Consider the following 18315-nt stretch of genomic DNA (forward strand, 5'->3'; position numbering starts at 1 on the left):
AATAAGAAGGGTGCTGTCTGACGAATTCGAACCAGTCTCAGTTTGCCGGCAAATGCGTAAACTTATACGAAACAAAGCTGGCGCCACTCGGCGAGGGCGGCGGTTCGGTTATCTTTAAAATTGTGTCGTGAGTAAAGATGGCGTTCCTGATTGAAGTGGTTGTGCACCGAAGAATGGACAGCGGCGAACTTTTTCAAACATCGCATCTGTCGGAAACGCAGCATCGCTCGTTCCCTTCACCGAAATGGGGGGTGTGAACTTTCCGCTCGGTTGTTCAACCAGCGTCCCGTTTCCTGCCTTCGCGCGTTGCCAATAACTTTCAAAGCGGCGCCATAGGACCGAAGTTTGTCCGTCACAATTACCTCCGGTCGGCCATGCCTCTTCATTGATTTTCTTAAGAATTTCAACGCTGCATTACGATCCCGGCGCTTAGTGACATAGCTTTCCATCACTTCACCCTCGTGATCAACGGCCCGCCAAAGGTAGTGTGTCTCGCAATTGATCTTCACGAAAACGTGTCTAGGTGCCACTGACAGTTTGAGTATGCGCGCATTCGACTAGCGCGTTTTTTTACGGATCTCGGATGCAAACATAGGTCCAAATCTGCTTCACCAAAATCGAACCGTCTTGTGGCTTATGTCGATGCCGCGCTCATGCAGAAAATCTTCCACGTTCCGCAGCGACAGCGGGAACCGGACATACATCATAACCGCTAGGCGAATGATCTCTTGGCTGGTTTTGAAGTAGCAAAATGGATTGGGTTTTGACCCCCCACGAAGCTACGGCCCCCCCTACCCGCCTCAAGCCAGTTTCCTTTGACAATGCCCCCGAGACACCTCCAAGCTGACACGTACTGCCGCTTTTGCCGAGCGGCGTGAACTCAACGCAGCATAAAGGACAGCTCTATTAGCCTACCTGAGACTAGTTCGAATTTTTCTGACAGTACCGAACTGGTCTTTTTTGACTGATCAGTCATAGATTTCTACTGACTGGGCATCCATCGCATATGAGGTTTCAATATTTGCCTGGCCATCCACGTAATTGAGTGATTGGGACCTGCTCTGTGCCCGCATTTCCCCGCTTATCCAAACTGGCTTAAATAACTCGTCGATTTCGAAGCCTTGTTTGTATCGCACATAGACCATCTGATTGGCTGGAGGTGGTGGTGTGTGAATACAGGCTCCAACTGTCGGAACCAGAAGGAATTCGACCGCCTTCTGGTCGACAATATCCAGGGGAAGGAGATAGCCGGGAAGACGCACGTTCTCCCCCAAAAGGTCAAGGTTCGGTTCGCGCGCGGCAATCAACCGTTGGTTCATCACAATTTCGCGTTGTTCAAACAACCAATCTGGATCAAGGCCTTGAGATAAGAGGTCTTCGCGGATCTGAACCGCTTCGGCGCGCTTCTTGTCATCCGCAGTGTCCGCATGCAGAACCTCAATCCGATAAAGCATGGCCAACGCATTGACCTGAGAATATTCTAGGGTGGCAAAAGGATCGTGGTAGGGGCGCTCCTCAGGAAGAAGATCCTGCCAACCTATGTTGCGCGGATCCGCTGCAAGAAGAGGCCCCGCAATCGCAAGGGCGAATAAGATATTCAGAAAATGCGTAATGGTTTTCATTTCAGCGGGTCCTCTTATTCAAAGCCGCACCGACAGTCCGTCTGATAGCGTCATACGGTACACTCTTAACGCAGGTATAATACTAGCAAGAAGACCAGAGCAGAAAACGATGACTATGAGAAGAACCTCGCGAAAACTTGGAAGGCCAACACCGATGCGAAGCCCAAAATTTGCGGCAAGAAGCGGATCTATCACGAGCGTGAGAGCGCTGAGCGCGATTACTCCAAGCACGATGCCGGCCGACAACAATAAAACGGCTTCAAGCAAGATCAGGGAAAAGACGCCAGCTGGTGTTGCGCCCACGGATCGAAGGATCGCAAATTCACGCCGCCGGTTGTCGAGCGAAGCAGACAACATGACCACCATGCCGATCATTCCGGCCACTGCCACAGCGCCTGCCATCAGACGCAGTGCAGTCTCGGCCGTACTGGTAATCGACCAAAGCTGCAACAGCGCAACATTAGGAAGAACAGCAGTCAGTGCCTCGTCGCGATGGTCTGCAAGTTGCCGTTGAACTGAAAGCACCGCCGTTTTCTCCTCAAGCCCGGCAAAAATCGCGTTGATGGTCCCCGGTTCATGATCATGGCCACCGTGATCGTGCCCGCCAGAGGTCCTGACAGCTTCCACCTCGTCTTCATGGTCGCTCTCGTGGGTATGACTGTCGTCATGTTCCTGATGCCCTTCTTCGTGCTCGTCAGGCTCGCCGTGCTCCGCATAGTCATCGTCTTGTCCATGGCCGTCGCCGTGATCCACATGCCCGTCCGCAAATTCACTGTCCGCGTGATCTTCATTATGGGAATGCTCGGTGGAATGGATTTCGTGTTCTTCGGTGGCCTCAGGTGCATCGATCAAAACGAATGGGTCCGCAACCTCTGAAGCAGGTTCTTTGTGTAAGGCGTCAAAACCCTCGAGCGAGACAAAAACCATTCGGTCAACGGCCGTCCCGGTATGCCCCAGCACGCCGGTCACTGTGAAAGGCGCTTCGTCGTGGACATCAAAGGCAACTTCGCCCGAACCATGGGCATTCACAATCGCCGTGCCGAGCCCATATTCAAACACTCGCGCAACTTCTGCGCCGATCACTGCGCCATCTGCAGACGAAAAAGAGTGCCCTTCAGCAAAAGTCAGATGTTGGCCGCCGCTGTGACGAAAACGATCAAAGTACTGTTTGGACGTGCCAATCACTGGATATCCACGATGGTTGTCACCCATCATGATCGGCACTGTCCAGCTTACCTGGGGCAGATCTTCGATCATCTCGTAGCTGTCCCAGGTGATACCGACGCCTGTTGTACCGACACCAAAAACCGTTGCCATCAGGATCTGCACATCGTTTCCGCGTGCCGCAATGATCAGGTCGATACCTGATGCAGAATTGGAAAAACCTGCTCGTGCCTCTGTTCGCAGTCGTTCAACCCCAACAATCAAAGCCACGCTCAAGGCAATGCTAAGAACAGTCAACGCAGCGATAAAGCGGCGATTGAGAAGGCTTTTATAACAAAGGTTGAACATCACGTTTTGCCCGCGTTCAGCTTTGGCAAGTCAACGCTCCGATCGAAGTGTTTTTCCAGGCTGCGATCATGGCTCACAAATAGCAAACTCGCCCCTGATGCATCGCATTCCTTCAGCAACAGCTGGACAAACGTGTCTTTCGCTTCCTCATCCAAAGCCGAGGTAGGTTCATCCGCCAACACAACTTCGGGCGCCCCTATCAAAGCCCGCGCCGCCGCAACTCGTTGCTGCTGCCCAACACTCAGTGCGCTGGCAGGTCGATTGATGAGCTCAGTATCCTCAAGACCTAACTCACGCAGCAGCCGTGTCGCGGTAGCCTTGGGGTCTGGCCCCGACCGATTGCGCCGTTGCGCTGAATACCTGCAGGGCAGTAACGTGTTTTCAAGCGCACTGAGCCAAGGCAAAAGATTAAAGACTTGGAAAACAATCCCCAAATGATCCACGCGAAAACGGTCACGATCACCTCCGGCCAAAGCCCCGACATCCGTGCCTGCAACGCGAACCGCGCTTTTCGGCACATCGATCACGCCAGCAATTGCCGAGAGCAACGTGGTCTTTCCGCTGCCACTGGGGCCTCTCATAAACACGCTTTCTCCGGCCCCAAGATCAAAGTTATCGACTGAGAGCACCGGGTCGGGTTGACCGGGCCACCGAAATACCAAGGATTTGAGTTCGACAGTTTTTATTGATTGCACAGATGCTTTGGTCCGGTTTTTCAAAGATAATTGAATTTCTTGGTGACCCAGAAAAGGATCTCTGCCAAAACCCCAATGGCTCCGGCCTCGTCTGTCTTAACCAAAGCTGTTCCTGACGTTCCAAATTGCAAGGAATTACTGTCTGCATCTGCAGGTAGTTCAACCAATACGATGTAGCTGGATATCCCGGCTAGTTCCCGCAATGAGGGAAGACCTGATCTTAGATCAACAGTACCTTCGACAGTTCCTACCGGAAAATCGGAAATACGGCCGGTAATTTCTCCACCGGGTTCCGTTCTAAATGCCAGCCGGATTTCGTCACCGACCGAAACATTGGCACGACTGGATTGGGGAAGCGTAGCAATTACTGCAAAGTCTCCGGGTTCGACAAAAGTTATTGCCCCTTGTAGCGGAGTGGCGCGGTTACCTGGTCGTAGTGATACAGCCGTGACAACGCCGTTTCCCGGCGCTTTTACAACTGTTTGCTCTAAATCCCAAAGAGCTTGCGCAAGTGTCTGTTCGGCCTCCACAACACCTGCGTCACGCCCGTCGATCTTCGCGGCGATACGCCGCTCAAGGCTTGTCTTTCGGGCTTCGGCTGCGCGGATATTCGCGGTCAACTGATCGATGGTTGAGACAGCCTCTTGCAGTTGGAACGTGGTTGATGCCCCGCGTTCTTCCAAACGGATGATGTCATCACGACGTTGAATTCCGAAGGTCAACTGAGCAGTCAAGGAGTCAATCTCTGCCTCGGCGGCTGATAAATCTGATACCAGTTGATCGGCAGATGACTTTGCAGTTTCCAAGACGGCTTCGAGCCGAGAGACCTCGGCTTTGAAAACCTCACTATCTATCCGGAATAGGGTCTCGCCCTTTGCGACTTCCTGGTTAGGCTCCACAACGACTTCTGTAACCGTGCCCGCCACGTTCGGAGCAATATTCGTTGAAACACCCTGAATGGATACCGGGCCAGTCGGAGTTGTGTGGTTCAACGCACCGATGACCACCAGAGCGATAACAGCAGCTACACCGTAAACCAGAGTTTTCCAGAACCCATTCCAGGGGAGAAGATGAAACTTGGAAAAGACCAGCCAGACTATTCCAAAGTAGAGGCCAAGTACGATTAACAAGACTTCATTCCTTCGTGATGTTTCCAGAAAGTTCGAACGACCACCCGAACTTACGGGTGATCGCCCTGTTTGTCATGATGACTTAATTGTCACCTTGCTCTTCCAACACTTTGCGGTTGGCTTCACGATGGCGCCACGCCGCGCCCATACTCTCTTTCAGGTTTTCGGGAAGCGCTTCCAGAGGAACAACAAGGTCGTCATCAACTGGCCACTCGGTCAGCAGCTCAGGATGATATCCCTCGGGATAGTACAGCTTAGGATCGATCTCCATATCGCGCACGTAGGGTTCTTGAATGTCTTCGCGCCGATGGGGTGGCTTCGGCACGATCAACTGACCATTGCTAAAGTCAAACTGCGGCGCTCGTGAGTTTGGGAACTCGGGCAATATGCCTTCGCGAACCCATATCTGATCTTTGGTGACGTTCACAACGATCCCGTCAGGCGCTCCAAAGTGATAGGGACCTTTCCAGTGCTCTCGGATCTCCGCTACGGTTTCCTCGATCTGATAGGGGTCATAGCTCATGTGAGTATTCATCAGAAGCCTGGGTTGAACCAGATTGGCAATGTAGCCAGCCGCATAACTGGGCGTGTGATGTGTGTCGACGGTATAACGCCCCAGGAAAGGCGGCACGCCTTGAACTCCGGAGGAGATTTCGATGATTTCCTGCTGCTGTTCCGTGACGAAGACATCGCAGCCTTTGGCAAAAGGAATATCGATCATGTTGGGTCGACCGTCACCTGTCCAGATAAAGCACATGCCATTCCAGTCCATCCGGTATCCGGACGCACCGTCCTTGGCATGGCTTCTTTGCCAGTGTGTGACTTTGACCCCGTCTTCATCATAGATCACGCCACCATTGTCACGGAAATCAAATTCGTTGACTTCGATGTCCCAACCTTTGCCAACGGGAAAGACGCTGAAAGCATCCCGGTGCCAGCCGGTCATCATTTTCATGCCTTCTACCATCGTTGCGGTGCCGTACTCCTTGGTGCGGCCGGATGGGCCATGGACCGTCAACTGCTCGTGCCATCCACCCGCCCAGGTTCCGAACATCCACAGGTACGGCAGCCCACCAAAGTGGTCTACGTGCAGGTGCGTGATGAATACATCGGTAATTTCATTCAGTGCATATCCACTGGCAATGATGTTCGCTGGTGAGCCCTCACCAATGTCAAACATGAATATCTTACCGTTACCCAGTTCAACAAGAATCGCCGTGTTCATTTGCCCAGGGCGAATGAATGGGGCAGATCCCATGAAGATAATTCTCATCTCGTTTGGCTGTACATCTTCGGTGCGTGGGAACCAGTTTGCCGCACTTTTCAACCACGGTTGAGGAGAGATGCCGTCAAAGGTCAGCCCCTCTTTCCAACGCCCCATAGGGACGCCGCCCGTTAGCGCAGCCTCAATATCTTCTTGGGATGAGGGCTCCTGTACTGGGGGAGCCTGTCCGAACGCACTTGTGGCGAACAATGTCGCTGCGGCGGCGAGTGCGCTGAGTGACTTAATTGACTTCCTCTGTCTGTCTTGCAGCATATTTTCAGTCCTTTGTTCGAGCCTGGGTGAATATGGGAACCACTTCTGAAATGGCTTTCGGAACAACCTTTGAGCGGGTAACTTCCGAAAGGTGCTCGGCGATTTCTTCGATCAATCCTTCCAGACTTTCGGTGACGGGATTGTTTTGGGATGGCCAAGCTGTGAGGCTGATTGCCGAGGGTTTCTGCAACTCTGCAGAAAGCAAATCGAAGTCCTGACAGAGGTCCCCAAATCCATGATGAGTTTTCCGCATTTGACGGATGCGGTTGACTTGATCTGGGAACGCGAGTTCTAGCAATTTAACATCTGTCATTGTCCAAATACCTAGTTCCTTTCTGAACATCAGCCTGTGGGCACAACGTGAAACGCTGAAGGGTAACACCGTGAAATTAGGGTGACATTCAAATATTCAGTGGGCAGTATGGAACTGAAAACACAGAGAAACATGAATGTTTGAATGACTGATAGAGGTTCACCCCTTGATCCGGAACGAAACGCAACCCGCGTGAGGGAAGCGCTGGAACAAGTGTTGGCGAGTGAAATGTTTAGCAAAGCGGAACGCCTGCGGAATTTCCTTAGCTACGTTGTCGAAGAGGCCATTGCAGGCAGATCCGAAGCCATTCTTGGTAAAACCATAGCACAGGATGTTTACTTCAAAAGTTTTGCCAGCGATGATAGTCACATCAATGTTGTTCGTGTGGATGCGGGGCGGTTACGGCGGAAACTTCAGCAGTACTATGAAACGGTAGGTGCCAAAGACTATCTGCGCATTCACATTGACAGTGGCGGGTACGCGCCTTGGTTCGAAGACTGCTCTGGTACATCTCAGAGTCATGTTGATCGTGCGCTATTCCGACTAGGATGGCGCTGGCTGACTGGTATCCCTGCCGCTACCTTACTGGTTGTTGTTCTTGCCTACATCTTGAGCGGGCAAATGGACAAGGTCGGTGATGTCAACCTAAAGGCATCCGCGCGCAAGCTTGAGCGGCAGGCTTTGTCCGTCAAGTCACCTGCCGCAGTACAGGCGTCAAACTATTGCGATCAAGCTCGAGGTTTGCTGTTTCCTGTCGCAACGACCGACAATCAGATATTGGCCAGCGACATATTCAGAATGGCAATAAAGGAAGCCCCTGATTTTTACTGTGGGTACGCAGGATTGGCCCATAGTCTGGGAACACAGACCCTACAGGCACCAGATCAGGAAGATCGTGATGCCCTGATGTCAGATACAGTGAAGATGGCGCAAAAAGCAGTAGACATTGCACCCTCCAACGGCTGGAGCCAATCCGCAATGGCGTGGGCCTCATATGTGTCTGGCGATCATGAAAGTGCATTGAAATACTCCGCACTCGCGCAGTCTCTACGGCCCGATGATGGCAACGTTCGAGACTTTCGTAGTCTGATACTTCTGGTTCTAGGGCGTTTCCAAGAAGCATATGATGTAAGTGACCCAAGCCACCCTAGAGAAACTGGGAGTCATCGGTTTGCCAATAGAAATGTTCATGCAGTGGCCAGCTATCATATCGGAGAATATCGCGAAGCAATCGCATCTTTGAAGTTTGCTATCGAAAATGGAGACCCCGTCAGTGCAATGTCGTTAGTATTTTTGGCGGCTTCCTATCAAAGGCTGGGCGATTCCAAAGAGGCACATGCAACCTTGAATCAACTGAAACAGTCCTGGCCAGAGTTCAGGCCAGATATTGTTCTAACAGCATTTTATTCCAGTCCAAATCTTTCGGACGAAGTGATTTCAGCCTTAGCCGACGCAGGATGGCATTTTTAAGAGAAACCCTTTTGAGTGGCGACTGGAGACAGGCGCACGCGCGTAAAGTGCGTTTTGCCACCAACACAAGCAAACATACCCCGATGGTGTTATTGAACCCCAAAAGGAGGCATCGGAATATGTAGCAGCTAACGGCAGTTTTGTTGAGCATCTCGGAAACTGCAAAGCTTGGTTCTGAAGGTGCTGTCAGACGAATTCGAACAAGTCTCAGTTTGCCGCCAAATGCGTGAACTTATACGGAACAAAGCTGGCGCCACTCGGCGAGGGCAGCGGTTCGGTTAACTTTTATATTGTGGTGCTGTCAGACAAATTCAAACCAGTCTCAGCTAATCCAGCATAGCTGACCTTTATTCGGCACATAGATAGCGCCACTCGTAAAGAGCGGCGGAGCGTGTCAGTTTGAAAGTGTCTCGGCTTGTTAGAGATCTCTCCTGGTTAAAATGGTTATAAACGGAGGAATGAACGGCAGCTAATTTCTGTAAACTTCTCATGCGCTTGAAACGCTGCATCGCGCGTTCTCTCGTCGGAATGGGAGGTGCGAGTTCTCAACCGGTTGTCGAGCCACCTGCCCGTCTTTTGCTTTTCCGTCGCGCCTAGGTCTCTGAGTGCCGGCCGATATGACGCGAAGCGATCCGTGATCACCTAGTTCGCTGTGCCGGGCCGCTTCATCAATTTCTTGACGAATTTCAATGCCGCCAGCTTGTTTCGACGCCTGGTGACCAGTTCTTAAAGCACCTCGCCTTCATGATCTACTGCGCGCCACAGATAGTGTCGCTTGCCGTTCAACTTTACGAATACCTCATCCACATGCCATTTCGATTTTGAGTATGCCCGCAACTGCTGGACCCGTTTTCTCCGGATTTCCGATGCGAACATCGGGCCGAAACGGTTCCACCAGTACCGGATGGTTTCGTGGCTCACGTCGATGCCACGCTCATGCAGCAGGTCTTCTACATTTCGAAGCGAGAGTGGGAACCGAACGTAAAGCATCACGGCCAGACAAATGATCTCTGGACTGGTTTTGAAGTACTTAAATGGTGATCGTCTTTTCAAAAGCCGAGGCTACGAAAGCCCCCTGCCAGCCACAACCCAAGTTCTTCTGACAAGACCGGCAACCAAATATTTGTTGTCAAATATCAAGCATTAGCTCTAAGCGCCCGTATGGATCAGTCTTTCCAAATCGGATGGTCCTACTCAGGTAATATGTTGTGATTAATCCTGAACAGATTTTTTGGATCATAGCTGCCCTTTATTTTCGATAGCTTCTCGCCGTTTAGGCCGTACGCACCAACCATATGATCCGCTTCGTCTTCGGGCATGAAGTTTACATATGCGCTACCGGTCGCATGAGGCCGCATCTGATCATAAAGTCCCCGCGCCCACGCAATGCACTCATCATCCTTGTTCGGGTCTTCCCAACGAGTGTGAACATTCATTATGAAGTGTGCTGATCGTTGCGGATAAGCTGTTGAGTGGGGTTCAATGCGTGCCATTGCGCCACCTACATGAGCAATAAATACTTCGCAAGCAGGGTCGGGAAGGCTGGAAACCGCCTCGAGAATACCTGTAATTGCTTCTGAGGAAAGCGCTTCGAAATCATGGCTTTTCCAATAGTTCCGAGCGCCCGGTGTAAGCAAAGGGTCGAAAGCTGCTTGCCAGTCTACAAACTTGTGAGGTGAGATAACGTCGGCTATTGGTTCTCCAAGCGCGCGCAAAGCCGACATTGCTATTTCACCCTCGCTCATTGGGCCGCTGTAGCAAGCCGCAAAAATCAGCACCTCTCTCCCATGCCAATCTTCTGGTAGGAACGGGAGAGGAGGAGCTTTTCGCATCACGCTCCAGACGGTCAGCTCATCGGGTGAGTCATCTGCAATGGCTGCAAATTCTGCAAGCAGCTCTGGCGCCTTTTCGATCGGGTGAACGATCAGACCGGACAGAACATCGGGCCCAAGATCATGCAACTGGAACTCGAATGAGGTCACGACGCCGAAATTGCCGCCTCCACCGCGGATGGCCCAGAAAAGCTCCGGATGGCTTGTGGGCGAGGCGCTGACAATCGTCCCATCTGCCGTCACAACTTCTGCCGACAGAAGATTGTCGATCGTCATTCCGAATTTCCGCGTCGTCCACCCAAAGCCGCCGCCAAGGGTCAGACCAGCGATACCAGTTGTCGAATTGATGCCGACAGGGACAGCAAGCCCGTGAGCCTGGGTTTCGCGATCTACATCGCCAAGCAATGCACCCGGTGCAACCCGAGCAGTCTTGATGACAGGGTCTACGTGTACCGATTGCATCTGGGACAGATCGAGTAATACGGTCTCATCTGCAACAGCGTGCCCTGCAATTTGATGCCCACCTGATCGGACTGACATTATGAGGCTGGCGTCCCTAACAAAGTTTACAGCTTTCTGTACGTCGCTCGCCCCCATCGCGCGGATCACGAACCCGGGGTGACGTTCGAACATGCTGTTCCAAGTTGTTCTTGCGCCTTCATATTCCGGAGTGCCCTGTAAGTAGACGCCGCCGCGAAGCGAGGAATTAAGCGCATCCAAAGCGTCTTGATCCACAGTTGCCGTGTTTCCGTCGAGTGTTTTTATATCGTACATGCATAGGCCTCCCTGTTTTCAGGTCAGGCTTCTTGCGCGGCTGCCTCATGTAGTTGTGACTTCCGACGCGTTGCCCCGCAGAGGAATCGCCTCGGTCTAGGTTTTTGAACTGCGAATATTCAGGCGAATATTCCGGGATCTATCTGATCCACGGGTGTTATGACATCGGCTGGGATGTTTAGGCGCTCGGCCGCCTTTCTGAGGCTTTCCTCGTCAGGGGCCTCATACAGGCAGTATGTTTTGCGCTTGTCTGCGCTGAGGAACGAGAAAATCCACTCGACCCCGACTTCGTCATTGATCTCTTTGATGTGAATTTTGTCGTCGTCGCTGACGTTCAGCTGCTCGGCAAAATTTCTCTCAATTATGTACCTTGGCATAATGCTCCCCCAAGCATGTAAATGACTTTAAACAGCTACTCCCTCGAGCTTTGACCTAAGGAAAACCATACTCAATTGCTGTGAAATTGCCAACGCTTCCCCTTCTAGTTGAAACGCAAGTTTCAAATCATTCGTGCGGCCCCGTTGCCTTAGCGCGGATGCATACGCTGCCTTGCTGTGCGCAATCCACGGAGGACACTTCATGCGCGTGTCAATTTCGATCGCCTTATGGAACATACTCTCAGCGGCGTCCCAGTTTTTCAGCACTGCTGCCAGATTGCCCAGACGTCTTGCAGCCGCCCCGGCGCAAACTGTTGTTGCCCCAGCGGTGATCGTCAGCTCTTCGTATGGGGTCAGCATGTCATAGAGGGTCTCAGCATGTCCCAGATGCTCGACTGCGACACAAATGTCAGCAAGATAGGACAATGTAGTTGAAAACATGGCATCAAGAGGAAGATCGAAGCCATTCTCTGCCATTTCATTCAGTATGCGTTCAGCTGGCTCCTTGTATCCCAACTCGGCGGCAATAAGGCCAAATCCCGGCTTCCAAGAAATGTCTTCCGGGCTATCCGTCATCAGCTTCTTGATCACCGGTGCAACTTCGTGCAGCCGGTTTTGTTCGCGACGGATGGTAAACATCTGAACACCGAATACGCCCTCAACATGTTCTCCATGTGTCTGTCGACCGATTTTCACCGCTTCGTTGGCATGCATCTCCGCCTGCTCAAAATTGCCATCCATAATTGCAACCATGGCGCGTGCGTGTTTCTGTACCCAGTAGAGTTGCAGATGGTTGTCCTTTTCCGAAATCTCCGTCAGCAGTTCGAGTGAATGATCCATCAAGTCGCGGTCGGCCATTTCGGCCCCGACAAAAAGACTAAGTGTCCGGTCCCGACCCTGATCAATACTCCCTAGGTTCTCGGCCGCCCGATGCATCGCATCAAGGTTTTCACGCCAATGACGTACCTCTCTTCCTTTGCGCGCGACGAATGGCGCCCCAAAATGCATCATCATCACCGAGAATTGGGATTTATAGTCCCCCAGTTTCGCGGCCAGTTCCATTGATTGCTGACCAAAGCGTGCGCCTTCAGAAAACTGGCCGACAAACATATGTGCCCGTGCAAGTTGGCTCATCAATCTGCACTGCCGAACTTCGTCATCGTCGGGAAGGTCGTTCAGAGCTCTAACACAAAGCTCAATGGCCTCGCCGTGTCTCTTACTCGACATCATACACGAGTCCGCAAAATGGTTCGCAGCATCAGCGGCGAGCGCCACATCGTTTATTCCACGGGCGGCGTCCGAGGCCTCTTTCAAAGCCGCTATCCCCTCTGGCAACTGACCCAGGCTGTCATGGCTGCGACCAATCAGGATTTTGGCTTTGATCGTTTCGACGCCGTTGTCAGATCCAAGATTTTCAGCCGCTTTGAGTGTTTCCCTAGCGTTGACCATCGCCTCTTGGCTGGCGGATCGCGCCAATGCCATTTCGGTTGCCGTCTGCCATTTGTCGAACGCAGCACGCCATTCTTCGGCCTCTGAAAGATGGCGGGCAACCAACTCGGGCCGGCGTTCAATCTCTGCTGACCGCAACTGCATCAAAGCACGGGCCACGTTTGCGTGTTGTTGCCTGCGGGTTGAGCCCAACATGGATTGATAGGCGGTATCCCGAATAAGGGCATGACGGAAAACGAAATACCCTCGATTGTACCCGCTTTCAAAGATCAAACCCGTTCGAGACAGCTCTTCTATACGAGATTGAATTTCCGCACTGGCAAGACCTATTGCGGAAGCCAGCAAGCTAGGCTCGAACTCCCGTCCAATGACGGCTCCTGTTAACGCTACTTGTTTGGCCTCTGGTGAGACTGCGTCAAGACGTGCCATCAGCGTGCCTTTCAAAGACGAAGGTATGTGGACCTGCCCGTGCTCACCCGCCTCAACAATCGCCCGGGCCAACTCCTCGACGAACAATGGCACGCCGTCCGTCTTTTCAATGATTGTGGCGATTAGCGCATCGTCCGGTGCTTTTCCGGTAACATTGAGAACTAGGTTCGAGACATGGGTCGTATCAAACCGACGCAGCTGGAGCGTATGTACGTGCGCTTCGCCGTCATCATGGGCAAGTTCCCAGCCGGGCCTGTGGGTGATCAAAATCATCAAAGGCAGATCTGCGCAAATTGCTTTGAAGCGATCCAAAAGAGCTTGGGTGGAAGGATCAATCCAATGCGCGTCCTCAACACAAAGAATAACAGGACGCGTGCTTGCGCGTACCTGAACCGTGTGGATTAACGTCTGAATCGTGAGGTCACGTTGCTCCTGCGGTGACATATCGAGAACGCTTCGGGCAAGAGCACTGTGAGGCGCAACCAGCGCGGCAAAGACGGGCAGAACCTTTTCCCATTCCAAGCCCTCCCGGCTTTCCAACATTTTTTTGACAAGATCGAGAATTCGGTCGTCATCAAAATCTGTCCCCACACCAGCATCCTGAGAAATCCTCTGGGCGACGGGGTGGAACGGGCTACTGGAAAGGTAAGGAGAGCAGTTCAGCCTGATAATATCAGCTTCGCTAGCCGCTACGGCATTAGCGAGAAACTCTTCCGCCAATCGCGATTTACCGATCCCAGCTTCACCGGCAAGCAGAACAACCTCTCCCTGACTGTTCTGCGCACGCAGCCATGATTGTAAAAGGATACCTTTTTCGTAGTCGCGACCAATCATGACGCTGCCACTTTCGTCCCTGTATGAAGCTCGAAACCGGCTTTCCGCGCTGTGTTCTGATACGACAGTCAAAAGGGTTCGTGGTTCTTTGAAACCTTTCAGCTCGGTTTGTCCAAGAGACCTAAACTCAAATAGCCGATGCAAAGTTTCTTCGGTCTCCTCAGCAGATAAAACAACTGAGTTCGGTTCTGCGTGTTCCTGAAGCCGCGCTGCCAGATTGACAATTGGCCCCGTCATGGCTCCTTCTTCGTAGGTGTTTTCACCGATCGTATCGCCAACTACCACGTCGCCACTCGCGATACCTAACCTGGCTGACAAACGCTCACCGTCAGGTGTTTTAAGATCTCTGACCCGCCGAACGGCCTCAAGACCAGCCTTTAAAGCGCGAACTGCATGATCTTCATAGGCTGTAGGCCAGCCAAAAAACACCAGGAGACCGTCGCCCAAATACTTCGAGACGTAGCCGCCATACCTGCTAACTGCACCTGCAACCGCATCCTGGTAGCTCTGCAGCAGTTCGCGCATGTCTTCGGGATCAAACTGGTTGGTCAACTCAGTCGAGGCGACGAGATCAGCAAACAAAACTGTTAAGTGACGCCTCTCTGCGATCGCCAATGAAGCAGGCTTCCTTGCGGATAAGGCGACGCCTTGCGATCCATCCGAATTGGGAACCCGGCCGACTTCGTATGCATCCGCGTCTACGGCTTGTGGCGGTTGAGACGAGTGCTGTTGGCCAGTCAATTCCTGAACCGCTGCCAGGATGATTTTTCGATGGCCCAGACTAACCCCAAGCTCTTTAAGGTCGTCGTTTGACAGTAGTGGCAGTACGCGCGCGTCGATATCATGCTGTGCAAAAGCGTCTGAGTATTGACCCAGTTCGAGATCGTTCAGCCATTTGTCGATTTCAACCGCCATAACGGGATCATGCTGATATAAAGGAGGCTAATCAAGAAAACGCTGTAAACACGTACTGATTTTTGGCGACCAAACGTCTGCTTTGCTTTTGACAGAAATGGCACCTTCTTATCCATTTTTTGTCGGAACGCAGTGGTTTTATGTTGGTGGATCTCCCAGAGCGTGCATTTTCTGCGGCGCCGCGTTAGGCTGCATTGTCCGCAATGCGGTAATTGGCCTTAAGCGCAGCGAATTTCTGCTTTCCACCTATTCTTCCGAAGACATCTTTGGTAGCAGCCGGCCCTTTCCTGATCTAAGCACATATTGTTCAGGGGCAAACCTTGAACAGATGGACACCTCCCAATTTCGATGTCAAATGGACGTAGCAGGTGAATCAGGTGTCACCCAAGCGAACCCTGCCCCGCCCCTGGTCTGGCTCATATAACTACCGCCGTCTGACCCGCTCACGGCTGCGCTCCCTTGGTTCGATGTTGATCTGGTGATCGCGACCAAGGGCCCGGTAGAAGCCCAGACCTTTTGACCAGTTCAGGAATTGAGAGAAGCTGTCGACCTGATCGTCGTTGCGTCCGCGTGGAAAGGACAGCAGCTCGCGTTTGAATGCCGTATGCTAGGGAAACGTATTGGCGCGATCGGCGCGCGAGCCACAGCTAGGCTGTTGCTTCGCTCGGGAGCAGAAGAAGTAATTGGTCTGGTCTCAGACAAAGCGATGGACGCCCTCGGCGAATTTGATGCGCTCGACGGCATCGTTAAGGGCCCTGGCGAAGGTATGTCAAAAGCCGCGGGACAGCTGATAGCCACCCAGATGGCCGCTGAAAAAGTTCGGCGGGACGAGCTACCTCAACAATTAGACGCGCTTCGTAAAGCGCTGCTACAAGGTCAGGACACTGAACGAGTTGTGGCATTGGTTGATGAACTTGATCGCTGTCACCCAGACTACGCGCTAGCGTTTTTGGAGGCAATGAAGCCGATTTTCGACCAATCGGGATTTGTTTTTTGTTTGATGGTCAATACGGACTATCTCGAACGACTTGCGAACCATCAGTTTGACTCACCAACAAATGATGAGAAGTATTTGGATAAGTTTGTAGATATACGCCTTGCACTTACGGGATGTTCGCATCAATTGCGGGTAGCTCGCTTTTGCACTGATTGCACACTGTCACCCTTTGAAACGACTCCAAATCAAATTCAACGTGAGTTTGGGTGTCAGAATCCGTCAGCTGTCACCCAATTTGTCACCCAAGCGCGAAACGGCGCTAAAGACGCAAACCGGATTTCTTCATAATATACTGAATTTTAGTGGTGCCCGGGGCGGCAACAAACCGGCATCACTACTTATTTAGAATCAATATCTTATAAATTCATATTTTCTATCAACACCCCGATTCACACCACCGGAACCTACATATGCGAATCCGGAATCGAATTAGGGTATTATCAGGGGTATCGAATTCAACTTAAATCAAGCGCAAATAATGCACCTCACAACGTGAAGAACGACCGCTTCGGGCTTGAAGCAGACATCTACTGCGCACGGCCCCAATAACTGCTATGCGGACAAAGCGGCCTTCACAAGTTCAGCCATGAAGGTCTGAATTATCAATCCTGCCATCAGGTTTTGGAGGATTATTTCTTGATCAGACTGCCTTGCGGACTTAGCTACCGTCTGTATTTGCCCGAAGCCAAGTTTTTGACTCTTGCAACAATTGCCCAAGGCGAACATCTGTGCTGCCTACAATGCACGAACGAATTTTTTAAAGGTTTCTTGGATTCGCCGGAACAGCACCTCAAACTCATTTGGTGCAGGCTACCCGAACAACTCGGTCCGCCTCGCATTTGTTTCTCTTGGTGCAATCGCCTTCAGAATTTCTACCGCTCTCATAGACACACATTGGTGGTTGCGTTGACCAACCCTGCTTCGTGGTGCATTCATCTTTGCCCGTGCATTGCGAGCCTCCACAAGTTTTGGGGTGCCATTGTCTGAGCGACTGATATGTTTTCCATTCACTTGGGCAAGTTCTGCTGGGAAAAGAACATACCGCTTCTCCATTTATCATTTCGGTTAACCCTCCGGCGTTGCTACACTCCACCGCTGTGGCTGCCGCACCGCTAGTGGCTGAAACTGCCACAGCAAGGAAGAAAATTCCTGCAAATAGTTTTGCCAAATAGCGCACCACTATTTTCCTAACGCGATCATACGCAGTACGATAGCAAGAATGAGACCAAGGAAAAGCTCTCAAACTCACTGTCAATTGGCACCGTCAGTGGACGTTCAGCAAGACCTGGGCGATGCGTGCTCCACACAAAAATAATCCAATGATCGAATTTTCACTTTTCCGTGTGCACTCCGTTCACGCAATACTCAAATCCCAACGACTTGCCCTTTGAGGCTATATAGAATGTACAAGACTTCCTCTTGCTCCCGCTGACCAACGTCGTTTGCCTTTAGTGCGTTCACGGCGTCGTCCAATACTGCGACAAACTCGTCTCCGCTGATGTTCATGTGCCGATGCGCGGCAACCATATCCTTGCCTGCATAGATCTCAGGTCCACCAGAACCAGTAATAAAGAAGTCTCCTGCCATTCGCTTGAGGTGCTTCATATCACTTCCTGCAAATCGAGCAGAGACAACTGGGTTTATGGAGTGATTGTCCACCAGCGTGTCAACTATTCGCCGAATACCATCCGTTCCTCCCAGACGATCATAAAGTGTCGCAGGCATTGTCTATCCCTTTTTTTGATCGGCGTTTCTCAGACGCTAGCACGGTATTCTAATTGGGGCCAAATCTATTGCATTTTGGCTACGCAATTGATCGCAGCTCACCTTGAAAAACGATGAGCGCTTTGGGCTGATTCCGTTGAAAAAGTCGTTCGTTTTTTGAGTTAGGGTGTGAGCTATAGCATTGATTTTATTGGTTCAGCCGAAGATGGCCTCGCCCTTTATCCTGTGGCGGGGATCAACGGCTTCAGTTTTGCAAGTTTCCGGAGGTTTTGGGCGGTGGCTGCGAGGGTGAATTCGTCTTGAACGCCGCATGGCCCTCGCAGCCGGAGCCGCCCCAAACCGAGAATGCGTTTGAGGTGGGCGAATAGCATCTCGACTTTCTTGCGGCGCGCCTGAGCCTTTGGATTGAACTCCGAGGCCGTGCATTGGCGGGCAAACTCCCGGACCTCCTCGAACCGCTCGCGGGTGACGGAACGCGCATCCACCTTTGGACAGCATTTATCCTTCGCAGGGCAGATACTGCAAACCATCTTGCTGGCGCGGTATTTGCGACGTCCTGTTCGCGGCTGCTTATTGCGCGGGTCTTTGTGATATTGCCGGGTGCGCTTCAGCTCTTTGCCTTCGGGACAAAGATACCTGTCATTGTCGGGATCCCAGATGAAGTCAGAGCGCGACCACGTTCCATCCTGACGTTTCGATTTGTC

The 18315-nt window shown here is 51.9% G+C and carries 13 protein-coding genes and 2 pseudogenes; 2 read left to right on the forward strand and 13 right to left on the reverse strand.

Annotation, left to right across the window (positions count from 1 at the left end; all coding sequences use genetic code 11):
* Positions 1-62: 62 nt before the first annotated feature.
* The 7 genes and pseudogenes from DHN12_RS12005 to DHN12_RS12035 all read right to left on the reverse strand — a co-directional run bounded on the left by DHN12_RS12005 (position 63) and on the right by DHN12_RS12035 (position 6809).
* Positions 63-707 (reverse strand): annotated as a pseudogene (locus DHN12_RS12005) (IS6 family transposase).
* 261 nt (positions 708-968) lie between these two features.
* Positions 969-1622, reverse strand: a complete 654-nt coding sequence (locus tag DHN12_RS12010; protein WP_108860411.1) for a DUF3299 domain-containing protein — start codon at positions 1620-1622, stop codon at positions 969-971.
* An 18-nt stretch (positions 1623-1640) separates the two neighbouring features.
* Positions 1641-3134 carry an FtsX-like permease family protein gene (locus tag DHN12_RS12015; protein ID WP_108860412.1) on the reverse strand — a complete coding sequence of 498 codons (1494 nt, stop codon included), beginning with the start codon at positions 3132-3134 and terminating at the stop codon, positions 1641-1643.
* Positions 3134-3829 (reverse strand): ABC transporter ATP-binding protein, encoded by a 696-nt coding sequence (locus DHN12_RS12020; protein ID WP_108860413.1) that lies wholly within the window; start codon positions 3827-3829, stop codon positions 3134-3136. The genes DHN12_RS12015 and DHN12_RS12020 overlap by 1 nt, the downstream gene beginning before the upstream one ends.
* A 20-nt stretch (positions 3830-3849) precedes the next feature.
* Positions 3850-4959: an HlyD family secretion protein gene (locus DHN12_RS12025; protein ID WP_159090022.1), complete on the reverse strand. Its 1110-nt coding sequence runs from the start codon at positions 4957-4959 to the stop codon at positions 3850-3852.
* An 82-nt stretch (positions 4960-5041) separates the two neighbouring features.
* On the reverse strand, positions 5042-6340 hold the full coding sequence (gene gntH, locus DHN12_RS12030) for a guanitoxin biosynthesis MBL fold metallo-hydrolase GntH (protein ID WP_108860415.1): 1299 nt from the start codon (positions 6338-6340) through the stop codon (positions 5042-5044).
* 160 nt (positions 6341-6500) lie between these two features.
* Positions 6501-6809 (reverse strand): hypothetical protein, encoded by a 309-nt coding sequence (locus tag DHN12_RS12035; RefSeq protein ID WP_108860416.1) that lies wholly within the window; start codon positions 6807-6809, stop codon positions 6501-6503.
* Positions 6810-6953: 144 nt separating this feature from the next.
* Between DHN12_RS12035 and DHN12_RS12040 the strand changes: the two genes are divergently transcribed.
* Entirely contained in the window at positions 6954-8279 is a 1326-nt protein-coding gene (locus tag DHN12_RS12040) for a tetratricopeptide repeat protein (protein WP_108860417.1), read from the forward strand.
* A gap of 347 nt (positions 8280-8626) precedes the next feature.
* Here the strand turns inward: DHN12_RS12040 and DHN12_RS12045 are convergent.
* From DHN12_RS12045 to DHN12_RS12060, 4 genes and pseudogenes are all read right to left on the reverse strand, one after another.
* A pseudogene (locus DHN12_RS12045) lies at positions 8627-9332 on the reverse strand (IS6 family transposase).
* A gap of 137 nt (positions 9333-9469) precedes the next feature.
* On the reverse strand, positions 9470-10885 hold the full coding sequence (locus DHN12_RS12050; RefSeq protein ID WP_108860418.1) for an FAD-binding oxidoreductase: 1416 nt from the start codon (positions 10883-10885) through the stop codon (positions 9470-9472).
* Between the two features lie 119 nt (positions 10886-11004).
* The gene (locus tag DHN12_RS12055) at positions 11005-11262 is read right to left on the reverse strand and encodes a DUF4242 domain-containing protein (RefSeq protein ID WP_058274660.1); all 258 of its coding nucleotides are present in this window, start codon (positions 11260-11262) and stop codon (positions 11005-11007) included.
* 27 nt (positions 11263-11289) lie between these two features.
* On the reverse strand, positions 11290-14889 hold the full coding sequence (locus tag DHN12_RS12060) for an adenylate/guanylate cyclase domain-containing protein (RefSeq protein WP_108860419.1): 3600 nt from the start codon (positions 14887-14889) through the stop codon (positions 11290-11292).
* Between the two features lie 532 nt (positions 14890-15421).
* Between DHN12_RS12060 and DHN12_RS12065 the strand changes: the two genes are divergently transcribed.
* The gene (locus DHN12_RS12065; RefSeq protein WP_108860420.1) at positions 15422-16174 is read left to right on the forward strand and encodes a P-loop NTPase fold protein; all 753 of its coding nucleotides are present in this window, start codon (positions 15422-15424) and stop codon (positions 16172-16174) included.
* A 1077-nt stretch (positions 16175-17251) separates the two neighbouring features.
* Here the strand turns inward: DHN12_RS12065 and DHN12_RS12070 are convergent.
* Together DHN12_RS12070 and DHN12_RS12075 are read right to left on the reverse strand one after the other, a co-directional pair.
* Positions 17252-17611, reverse strand: coding sequence for a group 1 truncated hemoglobin (locus DHN12_RS12070; RefSeq protein WP_108860421.1), 360 nt, complete (start codon positions 17609-17611; stop codon positions 17252-17254).
* Positions 17612-17829: 218 nt separating this feature from the next.
* Positions 17830-18315 (reverse strand): transposase (locus DHN12_RS12075; RefSeq protein WP_199913502.1); only part of this gene is annotated, 486 nt, incomplete at its 5' end.

Source organism: Ruegeria sp. Alg231-54, from assembly GCF_900143525.1.
Lineage (GTDB): Bacteria > Pseudomonadota > Alphaproteobacteria > Rhodobacterales > Rhodobacteraceae > Ruegeria.